12 protein-coding genes are annotated in these 13,549 nt (G+C 43.3%); 9 read left to right on the top strand and 3 right to left on the bottom strand.

What is annotated here, in order from left to right; translation table 11 throughout:
• Positions 1-129 precede the first annotated feature (129 nt).
• Both nhaA and nhaR read left to right on the top strand, forming a co-directional pair.
• A complete protein-coding gene (gene nhaA / locus ACE1SE_RS02940) occupies positions 130-1,308 on the top strand; it encodes a Na+/H+ antiporter NhaA (RefSeq protein WP_374052572.1) in 1,179 nt (392 codons plus the stop codon).
• A gap of 221 nt (positions 1,309-1,529) precedes the next feature.
• A complete protein-coding gene (gene nhaR, locus ACE1SE_RS02935; RefSeq protein WP_189758313.1) occupies positions 1,530-2,456 on the top strand; it encodes a transcriptional activator NhaR in 927 nt (308 codons plus the stop codon).
• Between the two features lie 73 nt (positions 2,457-2,529).
• Here the strand turns inward: nhaR and rpsT are convergent, their stop codons facing one another.
• Positions 2,530-2,790 (bottom strand): 30S ribosomal protein S20, encoded by a 261-nt coding sequence (rpsT, locus tag ACE1SE_RS02930; protein WP_038240544.1) that lies wholly within the window; start codon positions 2,788-2,790, stop codon positions 2,530-2,532.
• Between the two features lie 348 nt (positions 2,791-3,138).
• Between rpsT and ribF the strand changes: the two genes are divergently transcribed.
• The 5 genes from ribF to ispH all read left to right on the top strand — a co-directional run bounded on the left by ribF (position 3,139) and on the right by ispH (position 8,955).
• Positions 3,139-4,083, top strand: coding sequence for a bifunctional riboflavin kinase/FAD synthetase (gene ribF, locus ACE1SE_RS02925; protein WP_374052571.1), 945 nt, complete (start codon positions 3,139-3,141; stop codon positions 4,081-4,083).
• Positions 4,084-4,109: 26 nt separating this feature from the next.
• Positions 4,110-6,923 (top strand): isoleucine--tRNA ligase, encoded by a 2,814-nt coding sequence (gene ileS, locus ACE1SE_RS02920; RefSeq protein ID WP_374052570.1) that lies wholly within the window; start codon positions 4,110-4,112, stop codon positions 6,921-6,923.
• Positions 6,923-7,435 carry a signal peptidase II gene (gene lspA / locus ACE1SE_RS02915; protein ID WP_374052569.1) on the top strand — a complete coding sequence of 171 codons (513 nt, stop codon included), beginning with the start codon at positions 6,923-6,925 and terminating at the stop codon, positions 7,433-7,435. The genes ileS and lspA overlap by 1 nt, the downstream gene beginning before the upstream one ends.
• 115 nt (positions 7,436-7,550) lie before the next feature.
• Positions 7,551-8,021, top strand: coding sequence for an FKBP-type peptidyl-prolyl cis-trans isomerase (gene fkpB, locus ACE1SE_RS02910; RefSeq protein WP_374052568.1), 471 nt, complete (start codon positions 7,551-7,553; stop codon positions 8,019-8,021).
• A complete protein-coding gene (gene ispH, locus ACE1SE_RS02905; RefSeq protein ID WP_374052567.1) occupies positions 8,002-8,955 on the top strand; it encodes a 4-hydroxy-3-methylbut-2-enyl diphosphate reductase in 954 nt (317 codons plus the stop codon). The genes fkpB and ispH overlap by 20 nt, the downstream gene beginning before the upstream one ends.
• A gap of 150 nt (positions 8,956-9,105) precedes the next feature.
• Here the strand turns inward: ispH and ACE1SE_RS02900 are convergent, their stop codons facing one another.
• Together ACE1SE_RS02900 and ACE1SE_RS02895 are read right to left on the bottom strand one after the other, a co-directional pair.
• A complete protein-coding gene (locus ACE1SE_RS02900) occupies positions 9,106-9,777 on the bottom strand; it encodes a hypothetical protein (RefSeq protein WP_374052566.1) in 672 nt (223 codons plus the stop codon).
• 130 nt (positions 9,778-9,907) lie between these two features.
• Entirely contained in the window at positions 9,908-10,579 is a 672-nt protein-coding gene (locus ACE1SE_RS02895) for a hypothetical protein (RefSeq protein WP_374052565.1), read from the bottom strand.
• 540 nt (positions 10,580-11,119) lie between these two features.
• On the opposite strand from ACE1SE_RS02895, the gene dapB reads away from it, so the two are divergent.
• Together dapB and carA are read left to right on the top strand one after the other, a co-directional pair.
• Complete coding sequence (gene dapB / locus ACE1SE_RS02890; RefSeq protein ID WP_374052564.1) at positions 11,120-11,941, top strand: 4-hydroxy-tetrahydrodipicolinate reductase; 822 nt, start codon at positions 11,120-11,122, stop codon at positions 11,939-11,941.
• 438 nt (positions 11,942-12,379) lie between these two features.
• Complete coding sequence (carA, locus tag ACE1SE_RS02885) at positions 12,380-13,540, top strand: glutamine-hydrolyzing carbamoyl-phosphate synthase small subunit (RefSeq protein ID WP_374052563.1); 1,161 nt, start codon at positions 12,380-12,382, stop codon at positions 13,538-13,540.
• Positions 13,541-13,549: the final 9 nt, after the last annotated feature.

Here is a 13,549-nt window from a genome sequence, read left to right as displayed (position 1 = left end):
GAAAAATATTATTTCATTATGTTATTATTTGGATATAACGAACAATATAGCACAAATAATCTACTTTTTCCGATGTCATGGCTAGCATAATATGCATGACCTTGAGCAATTTCACAGGTTAATTTATCCATGACTGCAATCATTCGCCAATTTTTGAAATTAGAAGCCGCAGGAGGGATCTTTCTCATTATAGCGGCCATTATTGCGCTGGTTATGGCGAATACGCCATTGCAGGGTATTTATCATCAATTTCTCAACCTTCCTGTTGCAGTGCAATTCGCAGCACTGGAAATCAACAAGCCATTATTACTATGGATAAATGATGGATTAATGGCCGTATTTTTTCTCATTGTCGGGCTGGAAGTGAAACGGGAACTCATGGAAGGCTCACTTGCTGGTCGCGACAAAGCCATTTTTCCAGCCATTGCTGCACTTGGGGGGATGTTGGTTCCGGCATTAATTTATCTGCTGTTTAATGGCAGTGATGAGATCACCCAACAAGGTTGGGCAATTCCCTGCGCAACAGATATTGCTTTTGCATTAGGGATCATGGCGTTATTGGGGAAACGCGTTCCCACTGCATTAAAAGTATTTTTGCTTGCGCTGGCGATTATTGATGATTTAGGTGTCATCATTATTATCGCTTTGTTCTATACCAAATCAATATCCTTGGCAGCATTAGGCTTGGCTATTGCTATGATTGGACTATTGGCTTGGATGAATTGGAAAGGAATAGCTAAAACATCCGCTTATCTGATTGTTGGTACTGTTTTATGGGTGTGTATCTTGAAATCAGGTGTTCATGCCACATTGGCTGGCGTTATTGTTGGATTTTTGATCCCCCTTCGAGATAGAAAAGGTAAATCACCCTCAGAAACCCTAGAGCATGAACTGCATTCATGGGTTGCTTATTTAATTCTGCCACTGTTCGCTTTTGCCAATGCGGGTGTTTCACTACAGGGCGTCACATTAGATGGATTAACCAGTATATTACCGATAGGTATTGCACTTGGCCTGTTTATTGGTAAGCCATTGGGTATTTTCCTGTTTAGCTGGATTTCGGTAAAACTGGGAATTGCTAAATTGCCGAAAAACATTGGCATGAAACAAATCTTCGCTGTTTCCGTACTATGTGGGATCGGTTTTACCATGTCTATCTTCATCTCAGGTCTGGCATTTGAAGGTCTCAATGACACCTTCAGTACTTATTCTCGCTTGGGTATATTGATGGGTTCTACCACCGCAGCAGTTGTCGGCTATGGACTGCTAACCCTATTGTTACCGAAGAAAAAATGTAGTCAAAAATAGATGAATAGACTAATTTAAGCACAGATAGATATAGAAAGAATTTCCGAGGTAACTCATTCTCCTAATATTCGCGGCAAAACGTTTATAACTGCGATGCCGCGAATATTTTCATAGTAATAAAAAATAGTGATAGAAAAATAGGAAAACGCCATAATCTGGCGACCTGAAATGTATGGTCACAGCTGTTATACAGATGTGAGGCAATACACAAGGATAAATATATGCGGGTTTCACATTTAAATTTTAACCACCTCTATTATTTTTGGCACGTTTGCAAAGAAGGCTCTGTTGTGGGAGCGGCAGAAGCGCTATATCTGACACCACAAACCATTACAGGACAGATAAAAGCGTTGGAAGAGCGTCTGGGTGGGAAATTATTCAAACGTCAGGGAAGAGGATTAGTGCCCTCAGAGCTGGGGCAATTAATTTTCCGCTATGCGGATAAAATGTTTACACTCAGCCAGGAAATGATGGATATCGTGACTTACAGCCGAGAATCAAATCTGCTGTTTGATGTAGGTGTCGCTGATGCGCTGTCCAAACGTTTAGTCAGTAAAGTGCTGGAAACGACCGTTGTAGAGCACGAAAAGATCCACTTGCGTTGTTTTGAATCGACACATGAAATGCTGCTTGAACAGCTTAGCCAGCATAAGCTGGATATGATCCTATCCGATTGTCCAGTGGATTCTTCTCAGCAGGAAGGGTTGTTTTCAGTGAAATTGGGGGAATGCAATATCAGTTTTTACTGCCGCCAGCCGATCCCAGAAAAGCCCTTCCCAGCATGTTTGGAAGAGCGCCGTTTATTAATTCCGGGTCGCCGCTCGATGTTGGGCAGAAAGCTCCTGACATGGATACGCAATAAAAATCTTGAAGTTGAAGTGCTGGGCGAATTTGATGATGCCGCTTTGATGAAAGCATTTGGTCTGTATCACAACGCTATTTTCATTGCACCTTCTTTCTACGCCAATGATATTTTCGCTGATAGTGATATTGTTGAGATAGGTCGATTGGATACGGTACAGGAAGAATATTACGTCATCTTTGCCGAGCGCATGATTCAGCATCCGGCAGTTCAGCGCGTATGTAACAAAGATTTTTCTGCTTTATTCAGCTCACCACCAAAAAGTCGTCCTGAAAAATTATATTAAATTGTGTTCTAAAACCAGCAGATACAAAAAACCGGCTTAAAGCCGGTTTTTTTAGCATCATCAAAACCAATGATTACATTGCTTTGATTTGTGCTGCCAGAGCAGATTTATGACGTGCTGCTTTGTTTTTGTGGATCAGACCCTTGCAGGCGTGACGATCAACAATTGGTTGCATGTCATTGAATGCTTTCTGTGCAGCTTCTTTGTCGCCAGCAGCGATAGCCGCGTAGACTTTCTTGATAAAAGTGCGCACCATAGAACGACGGCTTGCATTGTGCTGACGGCGTTTCTCAGACTGTACGGCGCGTTTCTTAGCTGATTTGATATTAGCCAAGGTCCAACTCCCAAATATATTCTATCGAGGACAATTCAAAGGCCGAGGAATATGCCTGTTCAGCCTTCTTTTGTCAATGGATTTGTGCAAATAAGCGTCGTTGTACAGCGACGCTGGTTACGTTGTGATGGGGCGGGATTTTATCAGCTTACTCAGAGGGAATACAGTCTTTCGCAATAAAAAACTGAATGAATCACAGAGAAATGCGATAAATTAAATATTTTTCGGGCATCTAGCCTATTTTTATTGTATGAATCAGGTTATTAATTAAAACCCTTTGTGATCGTGGGTTAACCTTGAGCTTTGTACAAGGTATAATCCGGCAATTTCCACGGTATTGAGCCAGCTATGGAGCTAATTCGCGGTATACACAATATCCGGGCGCGTCACCATGGTTGCGTGCTGACGATTGGTAATTTTGATGGTGTCCATCGCGGGCATCAGGCTTTATTAAAACACTTGAAGCAAGAAGGGCAGCGTCTCGGATTACCGACGATGGTCATGATTTTCGAACCGCAGCCTCTGGAAGTTTTTGTGGCAGATAAAGCGCCAGCTCGCCTGACCAGGCTGAGAGATAAAATAAAATATCTGGCCCAAAATGGCGTTGATTATCTGTTATGTGTGAAATTTGACAAACATTTTGCAGCCAACTCACCTGAAGCCTTTGTTTCACAGTTGCTCGTTGAAAAACTGGGTGTTAAGTTTCTGGCAATAGGAGATGATTTCCGTTTTGGCAAAAATCGCCGCGGAGATTTCCACTATTTGCAGCAAGCAGGTAAACAATACCGTTTTGATGTCGCCAGCACAGACAGTTTTTGTGACAGCGGTCTTAGGATCAGCAGTACAGCTATTCGTCAGGCACTGCAAAGTGATGACCTGGCCTTGGCTGAAATATTACTGGGGCATCCTTACAGTATAAGTGGCAGAGTTGTTCATGGTAAGCAATTGGGACGCACCATCGGTTTTCCCACTGCCAACTTACCGTTGAAACGTCTCGTTGCGCCTGTTAAGGGCGTTTATGCCGTTGAAGTCCACGGACTGGGCGATACCCCCCTGCAGGGTGTTGCAAACATAGGCAATCGCCCCACCGTTGCAGGCCTTGGCTTACAACTTGAAGTGCATTTGATTGATACCCAAATGGATCTGTATGGGCATCATATCGATGTGGTATTACGTAAAAAATTGCGTAATGAGCAGCGATTTGCTTCGCTTGATGCGCTTAAACAGCAAATCGCAAATGATGTGATTGCTGCAAGGGATTATCTCTTACAGCGATCCAAGTCATGTATCTAGCGGAAAATTGGAACTGAGAATCTATAATGAGTGACTATAAAGACACCCTGAATTTACCGGAAACAGGGTTCCCTATGCGCGGGGATTTAGCTAAGCGCGAACCAGATATGTTGAAACGTTGGTACAAAGAAGGTTTGTATCAGGCAATTAGAAAAGCAAAATCTGGCAAGAAAACGTTTATTTTGCATGATGGCCCTCCCTATGCAAACGGCGATATTCATATTGGTCACTCAGTTAATAAAATTCTCAAAGATATTGTCGTTAAGTCCAAGGGGTTATCAGGCTTCGATTCGCCTTATATTCCGGGTTGGGACTGCCACGGTTTGCCTATTGAACTCAAGGTTGAGCAGATTATCGGCAAGCCAGGGGAAAAATTTTCCGCCGCTGAATTCCGTGCTGAGTGCCGTAAATATGCTATGACTCAGGTCGAAGCACAGAAAGCGGGCTTCAAACGTCTGGGTGTCCTGGGTGATTGGGATAAACCTTACCTGACCATGGACTTCAAAACCGAAGCTGACATCATTCGTGCACTAGGCCGTATTATCAACAATGGGCACTTGCTGAAAGGCGTAAAACCCGTTCACTGGTGTACTGACTGTGGTTCCTCCCTCGCCGAAGCGGAAGTGGAATACTACGATAAAACCTCCCCTTCCATCGACGTGCGCTTCGCGGCCGTTGATGCCGATGCCGTGTATGCCAAATTTGATGTACAAGCGCAAGGGCTGCCTGTTTCTTTAATCATCTGGACCACCACCCCGTGGACATTGCCAGCAAACCGTGCGATTGCCTTGGGTGCGGAAATCACCTACCAATTGGTCAAAATCAATGATGAATGCATCATTCTGGCGGCTGAGCTTGTCGAAAGCGTTATGCAGCGCGCGGATATCACTGCGTGGGAAGTTTTAGGCGATTGCACGGGTGCAGCTTTGGAACTGTTACGTTTCAACCATCCATTCATGAGCTACGATGTTCCTGCCATCCTCGGTGATCACGTAACACTTGAAGCCGGTACAGGGGCAGTACATACCGCTGGTGGTCACGGCCCAGACGATTACTCTATCAGCTTAAAATATGGCCTTGAAATCGCTAATCCGGTTGGCCCGAATGGCTGCTATCTCTCTGGTACTTATCCTTCACTGGATGGACAATTTGTCTTTAAAGCCAACGACATCATTGTTGAATTGCTGAAAGAAAAAAGCACACTACTGAGTCTGGCAAAAATCCAACACAGCTACCCGTGCTGCTGGCGCCACAAAAAACCTATCATCTTCCGTGCAACACCACAATGGTTCATCAGCATGGACAAAAATGGTTTACGTGCACAATCGCTGAAAGAAATCAAAGATGTTCAGTGGATACCTGGTTGGGGACAAGCACGTATCGAATCAATGGTAGAAAACCGCCCAGACTGGTGTATCTCTCGTCAGCGTACATGGGGCGTGCCAATGTCTCTGTTCATCCATAAAGAGACACAAGAGCCACATCCTCGTACTGTTGAATTGATCGAAGAGGTTGCCAAGCGCGTTGAAGTCGATGGCATTCAGGCATGGTGGGATCTGGACGCAGCAGACCTGCTGGGTGATGAGGCCGCAGATTACACCAAAGCGCCAGATACACTGGATGTTTGGTTTGATTCAGGAAGTACCCATTCTTCGGTTGTGGATGCCCGTCCAGAATTCAACGGCAATTCAGCCGATCTGTATCTGGAAGGTTCTGATCAGCATCGTGGCTGGTTCATGTCTTCACTGATGCTGTCCACTGCAATCAAAGGAAAAGCCCCTTACCGTCAGGTTCTGACGCATGGTTTCACCGTTGATGAACAAGGGCGTAAAATGTCCAAATCCATCGGCAATACCATCAGCCCGCAAGATGTGATGAACAAACTGGGTGCAGACATCCTGCGTTTATGGGTAGCCGCCACTGATTACACTGGCGAAATCGCTGTTTCTGACGAGATCTTGAAACGTTCTGCTGATGCATATCGCCGTATCCGCAACACTGCGCGCTTCCTGCTGGCAAACCTGAATGGTTTCAACCCAGAAGAGCATATGGTAAACGCAGACGATATGGTTGTTCTGGATCGCTGGGCTGTAGGCCGTGCTCAGGCCGCACAGGCAGATATCCTTAAATACTATGAAGAGTATGATTTCCATTCTGTAGTCCAACGCCTGATGCAATTCTGCTCCGTGGAAATGGGCTCGTTCTATCTGGATATCATCAAAGATCGCCAGTATACCGCGAAAAGTGACGGCCTTGCTCGCCGTAGCTGCCAGACTGCCTTGTTCCATATCGCAGAAGCTCTGGTTCGCTGGATGATGCCGATTCTGTCGTTTACTGCTGATGAAATTTGGCATGAATTGCCAGGTAAACGTGCTCAATACGTCTTTACCGAAGAGTGGTATGACGGACTGTTTGGTCTGGCAGATGGCGAAGATATGAACGATACTTTCTGGGCTGATCTGCTGGCAGTACGTAGCGAAGTGAACAAAGTGCTGGAACAGGCTCGTAATGATAAATATATCCGCAGTTCACTGGAAGCTGCGGTTACACTCTATGCAGATGAAGCTCTGGCGGAAAAACTTAACAAACTGTCTGACGAACTGCGCTTTGTCCTGCTGACCTCTCAGGTTGAAGTTGCTGCTTATGCAGACGCCAGTGAGAATGCACAACAAAGTGAAATTGCAGGTCTTAAAGTGGCTTTGCGCAAAGCAGACGGAGAAAAATGTCCACGTTGCTGGCACTATGCTAAAAACGTGGGTCTGGTGGCGGAACATGCAGAACTTTGCGGCCGCTGTGTGACTAACGTTGCCGGTAACGGTGAAGAGCGTAAATTTGCCTGATGAGTAAACCCATTTGTTCCACCGGACTTCGCTGGCTTTGGCTGGTTGTTGTGGTATTAATTCTGGATTTGGGAAGCAAATACTTAGTGTTGCAGCATTTCACGCTGTACGAATCCATGCCATTGATACCTTATTTCAATCTGACTTACGCCCAGAATTTAGGGGCAGCCTTTAGTTTTCTGGCCGATAAGGGTGGCTGGCAGCGTTGGTTCTTTGCATTAGTGGCGGTTGCCATCACGGTTGTACTGCTGGTAATGATGTATCGTTCCAATGCCAAACAAAAACTGAGCAATATTGCCTACGCCTTAGTGATTGGTGGAGCTTTGGGAAATTTGTTCGATAGGCTGGTGCATGGCTTTGTTGTCGATTTCATCGACTTTTATGTCGGGGAATGGCACTGGCCTACCTTTAATATTGCCGATTCTGCAATTTGTATCGGTGCTGCTCTCATTATTATAGAGAGCTTTATCAGCCCTGATAGCAAGGATAAACAAGCAGTCTCGAAAACTTAGTCATTGAAAGAATGATAATAAACCAGCCCTAGCATGGTTAACTGGGGCTGGTAACTTCGTCTATACCCAATAGCGGTATACTTGCAATCATTTTTAAGTAAAAGGCTTGAGCAACATGTCAATGCAGGTGCAAGCGCACAATGCAGTTTTATTACATTTCACATTAAAGCTGGATGATGGCTCTACGGCAGACTCGACTTATAGTCAAGGTAAACCCGCATTATTCCGCCTCGGTGATGGTAGCCTCTCTGCCCCACTGGAAAAGCAGCTTCTTGGGTTGAAAGTTGGTGATAAGCATCAATTTACGCTGGCTGGGGAAACTATTTTTGGCAAACACAACCCGGATCTAGTCCAATATTTTACCCCTCGCGATTTTTCCGATGCCGGTGTCCCAGAAGCAGGAACCATCATGTTATTTACGGCCATGAACGGCAGTGAAATGCCGGGGTTTGTCAAAGAAGTGACTGAAGGTTCGATTACTGTTGATTTTAACCATCCACTGGCTGAACAAAACATCACTTTTGAAATTGAAGTGCTGGAAATTGACCCTCAGTTGGAGGAAACCCATGCAAATATTGCTGGCTAACCCTCGTGGTTTCTGTGCTGGTGTTGATCGTGCTATCAGCATCGTGGAACGCGCACTGGAATTGTACGGTGCTCCCATCTATGTTCGTCATGAAGTGGTACACAACCGTTATGTGGTTGACAACCTCAGGAAGCGGGGTGCCATTTTCATTGAAGAAATTTCAGCAGTGCCTGATGGCGCCATTTTGATCTTCTCTGCCCATGGTGTTTCCCAGGCCATTCGTGCAGAAGCTCGTTCCCGTCATTTAACTATGCTGTTTGATGCTACCTGCCCGCTGGTTACCAAAGTCCATATGGAAGTGGCAAGGGCGAGCCGCAAAGGCAAAGAGGCGATTTTAATCGGACATGCCGGTCATCCCGAAGTAGAAGGCACCATGGGGCAATACAATAACCCCAACGGAGGCATGTATCTGGTGGAATCACCGGAAGATGTGCGGAAACTGCAAGTTAAAGATGAAAATAACCTCTGCTTTATGACCCAAACAACACTTTCTGTTGATGACACCTCAGCAGTGATTGATGCGCTTAATGCAAGGTTTCCCAATATTGTCGGTCCACGCAAAGATGATATCTGTTATGCCACAACGAACCGTCAGGAAGCGGTACGTGATTTGGCATCAGGGGCTGATGTGGTTTTAGTGGTTGGTTCTAAAAACTCATCAAACTCAAATCGTCTGGCGGAACTTGCGCAGCGCGTAGGCAAGCCTGCCTATTTGATTGATTCAGCTAAGGATATCCAGAAAGAATGGATCACCGGTGCCAGCGCAGTGGGTGTTACGGCGGGGGCATCGGCACCTGATATTTTGGTACAACAGGTGATTGAACGCTTGAAAACTTTCGGTGCAGACACGGTAAACGAGCTGCATGGCCGAGAAGAAAATATTGTTTTTGAAGTACCAAAAGAGTTACGGGTTGAAGTGAAAGAAGTTAATTAACTTAAGCCCAACGCTTTCAAAATTAAGCAAATTCAAACTCGGTTTTTTTCAGGTTGGAAGATGGGTTGGGAGGGATAAGAAATTAATCCCGACCCGATCTCCCACAAAAATCTGGATACATTACGATGTCTTGAGTACTCAGTCTGAAATTTAGTTAAACCTATATTTATAACTATTAGTGGCCCCATCATATTTCCATTTATCACGTCTTAAAACTGGATGTAATTCCATGTAATAGGCTGTTTCAATAAACCCCATCTCTCTATATGCCGATCTGGAACCAGGCAATGGATTAAGTTTTAGAGCGCCGTAGCTCCCTAATTGTTGTGATTTATTCACTGCTTGTTCAATCAGAAAAACCCCACAACTTCGAATACCACAATGAGTCGCTAAATTAATAACTTCTGGAAAATCAGGGAACCCATTATTTATTGGTGACAATTGCAATCCCCCTATAGGCATTCCCCTAAAATAAGCAATAAAAAATAATATTTCTGATCCATTTATTTTTTCAATAGTTTTCTTTGCTTCACTAGATATATGGCAAGACTTATTATACGCCTCAATAAACCGATTATTCCATTTTTCTTGCTCACGATCATAATCGTCGGAATCAACATAACATTCCCAACCATTATTCATCATTCCTGTACTGACAGCTGTCATTGCATTTAATGCTTCTTCCGGGTTAACCTCCTTAACGACGATGGATGCTCTTACATTCACTGAGTTTGGCCATTTCTCCGAGAAAGATTGTGTTCGGATTAAAGAACCAGATGCTACAGGCCGATGAGTATTAAAAGATTTTGATCTAAACATCATTTTCTCCTAATAATTCCGTATATACGCATTAAACTTCAAGCTGCAATTTACAACACGCTATGAAACCTGATTTCTCCCCGCTCCGCAGGGAGAAATCGCACGCATCTTGAAGTTAGATTGGTATATTCATTCAACATGTTATATATCTATAGCTATTATTGCCAGGGTTAAAATGCCATCTATGACTGTTAGCAGGATCTAACACCAAGTATCTTGAATCACCAGGAGAAAATCCCATTTTAATGTATGCTGGCCTAGCTTTATCTAATGGAATAAGTTTTATCTTACCATTGTTTCCTAATTGCTGTGATTTATTCACGGCATGTTCCATTAGTAAAACACCACAATTTCTAATACCGCAATGTGTTGCCAAATACTCAACCGTAGGCAGCTCAGGAATTATGTTATCTGCAGGAGTAAATTCTAAAATTCCAACAGGAACACCTTTAAAATAGGCAGCAAAATATAATGAAACTATTCTTGATGATTTCTTACTATAACGCTCGATTTTGTTATGTACAAATCCAAAAATAGAACATGCAGACTGATATCTTTTGTTCCAATTTTCTTGCTCATGATCACCACTAACGTATTCGGAGCTACTACATTTCCATTCAGTGTTCATGGTGGTTTTCATTATTGTATTGGTTAAGTTTAATACTTCATGTGGGCTAACTTCCCTGATTGTTATAAAAATTCTGGCATCAATCACTGCTGAGGAGATATCTGAAACAGACTTAGCATGAGTTAAGGAACCCAATGTTGCAGGCCGAGGAATATTAAAAGATTTTGATCTGAACATGATGTTATCCTATGCAATAGTTTAATTAATTGGATTTTTATATTCTAATATCATGATATACAACTAATTCTACTTTATTAAAAATAACTTATGACTCATATTAACATAAAAATAAATTAACTTTGTCATGCCATGGTATAAGACGGAATAACTTACTATTTTATAAAACACCATCAAGATATTTTTATTGTAAAAAACATATAAGCTCGTCAGAATATTAATTAAATTTAAACATAAACTAAAAGTGTTTATTTTAATAAGTGAATCACAGTGGAAATACTACATTATATACCAATCTAACTTCAAGATGCGTCTTAATATCTCCTCCAGCCTCAACATACGTATTTGGTTAATCAGTACAAGTACGGTTTTTCATTAGACGCTGACGAACCCTGAATAGATAAATTTTATAATTTCCAACCTGATCCCTGTTTTTCTTATGCTCAGGCTATAAATCTGGCGCTGCCAGTCCTTGCCAGTTAAGCTGTAGAACAGTTTTCTTTGTCACCTCAATTAAAAACGATTTACAGAGAGGGCCTTATGGCTGATACAGATATTCGCGTTGCTATCGTGGGCGCTGGCGGACGTATGGGACGCAATCTTATTCAGGCCGTCCAGCTGTTGGATGGTGTTACACTGGGCGCAGCATTAGAGCGTTCCGGCTCTTCATTGGTGGGAACCGATGCGGGAGAGCTAGCAGGGGTAGGTAAAAATGGGGTGGTGATTAATGATGATCTGAATCAAGTTATTGAACAATTTGATGTTTTGGTCGATTTTACGCGTCCTGAAGGCACATTAGCCTACCTCTCCATTTGTCGGCAGCATCATAAATCAATAGTCATCGGCACCACCGGTTTTGAAGACGCCGGTAAACTAGCAATTACAGAAGCCTCCCGTGAGATCCCTATTGTTTTTGCCGCAAATTTTAGTGTTGGTGTCAATCTGGTACTCAAACTGCTGGAAAAAGCGGCCACTGTGATGGGGGAATATACGGATATCGAAATTATTGAAGCTCACCACCGCCATAAAGTCGATGCTCCATCAGGAACAGCACTCGCAATGGGAGAATCTATCGCCAATGCGTTAAACCGAGATCTTAAAACCTGTGCCATTTATGCCCGCGAAGGCTATACCGGAGAACGAGATCCGAAAAGCATTGGGTTTGCCACCATACGAGCAGGGGATATTGTTGGAGAGCATACCGCGATCTTTGCCGATATTGGTGAACGTGTAGAGATAAGCCACAAGGCTTCAAGCCGTATGACCTTTGCTAATGGCGCAATTAAGGCCGCAATGTGGCTAACAGGAAAAAACAGTGGGCTTTATAATATGAAAGATGTGCTAAATCTTGATGATATTTAATCTAAAAAAATTATAACCAATTGTAATTACGCAATTATTTTATAAATAGTTGCGTAATAATGATATACGAAAATATTATTATCAAATATCCAAATTAATCACTATTTTTATAATAATAGATAGCCTTTTTGTTGTCTTTTTCCCATAAACACGAAAAAAGCCCTGGTTTTTTTCTGCTCTTAAGTTTTCTCTCACCATAATCGTTTATCTGCTCCCACTTTTCTTATATTTTTCAGCTACATTTACTCAAAATAAGACCGAGAGTTGTAAAAAATACAATAAAAATGCCATTTTTTGTAGACAACCCCCACTCTCATCATTAGAATGCGCGCAATTTGCCAAAATTTTGACAAAAATCATGATTGGCATTGATTTTAAGGACTCATTCTGAATTAATATGCATTAAATGAGACTGATTATTCATTTTTGGAGGGCGTTTTGATTAAGTCAGCTATATTGGTTCTGGAAGATGGAACCCAATTTCACGGTCGCGCCATTGGTGCAGAAGGTGTGGCTGTTGGAGAAGTGGTCTTCAATACCTCAATGACCGGATATCAAGAAATACTTACCGACCCTTCCTATTCCCGCCAAATTGTTACTCTTACTTATCCCCATATTGGTAATGTCGGCATCAATGCCGCTGATGAAGAATCCCCCGCCATTCAAGCCCAAGGCTTAGTTATTCGTGATTTACCCTTAGTGACCAGTAATTTCCGTAGCGAAGAAAACCTGTCTGATTACCTGAAACGTCATAATATCGTTGCCATCGCGGATATCGATACACGCAAACTGACCCGACTATTAAGAGAAAAAGGGGCACAAACCGGCTGTATTATTGCAGGTCATGAAACGGATGCTCAAATTGCACTGGAAAAAGCAAAAGCATTTCCTGGTTTGAAAGGCATGGATTTAGCAAAAGAAGTCACGACAACACAATCTTACCAATGGGTACAAGGAAGCTGGGCATTAGCGGATGGGCTACCCGAAGCTCGCAAAGAGCAAGAATTGCCTTACCACATTGTGGCCTATGATTTTGGAGTGAAGCGCAATATCCTGCGTATGCTGGTCGATCGCGGCTGCCGCGTTACCGTTGTTCCAGCAAAAACTCCCGCCGACGAAGTACTGAAAATGGCACCGGATGGTATTTTCCTGTCCAATGGACCTGGTGACCCAGAGCCATGCGACTATGCTATCGAAGCAATTAAGACCTTCCTGAATACCGAAATCCCTGTATTTGGCATCTGCTTGGGGCATCAGTTGCTGGCTCTCGCCAGTGGTGCAAAAACGGTGAAAATGAAGTTCGGCCATCATGGTGGAAACCATCCAGTTAAAGATTTGGATCGCAATGTTGTCATGATCACGGCACAGAACCACGGTTTTGCTGTTGATGAAAGCTCACTGCCAGCCAATCTGCGTGTAACGCATAAATCCCTCTTTGATGGCACATTGCAAGGCATTCATCGCACTGATAAGCCCGCATTCAGTTTTCAGGGGCATCCAGAAGCCAGCCCAGGCCCACATGAAGCCGCTTCACTGTTCGATCATTTTATCGAGTTAATTAAGCAATATCGCCTGACAAACGTTCAGAACACCAAATAATCAGGAGAA

Source organism: Xenorhabdus taiwanensis (genome assembly GCF_036512875.1).
In the GTDB taxonomy this organism is placed as follows: Bacteria; Pseudomonadota; Gammaproteobacteria; order Enterobacterales; family Enterobacteriaceae; genus Xenorhabdus; species Xenorhabdus taiwanensis.
This window is presented reverse-complemented; position numbering and strand designations above follow the sequence as displayed.

Bases quoted from the DNA above. Each gene is read 5' to 3' on its own strand.
- nhaA (WP_374052572.1), top strand. From the start codon at position 130: ATGACTGCAATCATTCGCCAATTTTTGAAATTAGAAGCCGCAGGAGGG.
- nhaR (WP_189758313.1), top strand. From the start codon at position 1,530: ATGCGGGTTTCACATTTAAATTTTAACCACCTCTATTATTTTTGGCAC.
- ribF (WP_374052571.1), top strand. From the start codon at position 3,139: ATGGAGCTAATTCGCGGTATACACAATATCCGGGCGCGTCACCATGGT.
- ileS (WP_374052570.1), top strand. From the start codon at position 4,110: ATGAGTGACTATAAAGACACCCTGAATTTACCGGAAACAGGGTTCCCT.
- lspA (WP_374052569.1), top strand. From the start codon at position 6,923: ATGAGTAAACCCATTTGTTCCACCGGACTTCGCTGGCTTTGGCTGGTT.
- fkpB (WP_374052568.1), top strand. From the start codon at position 7,551: ATGTCAATGCAGGTGCAAGCGCACAATGCAGTTTTATTACATTTCACA.
- ispH (WP_374052567.1), top strand. From the start codon at position 8,002: ATGCAAATATTGCTGGCTAACCCTCGTGGTTTCTGTGCTGGTGTTGAT.
- ACE1SE_RS02900 (WP_374052566.1), bottom strand. From the start codon at position 9,777: ATGATGTTTAGATCAAAATCTTTTAATACTCATCGGCCTGTAGCATCT.
- ACE1SE_RS02895 (WP_374052565.1), bottom strand. From the start codon at position 10,579: ATGTTCAGATCAAAATCTTTTAATATTCCTCGGCCTGCAACATTGGGT.
- dapB (WP_374052564.1), top strand. From the start codon at position 11,120: ATGGCTGATACAGATATTCGCGTTGCTATCGTGGGCGCTGGCGGACGT.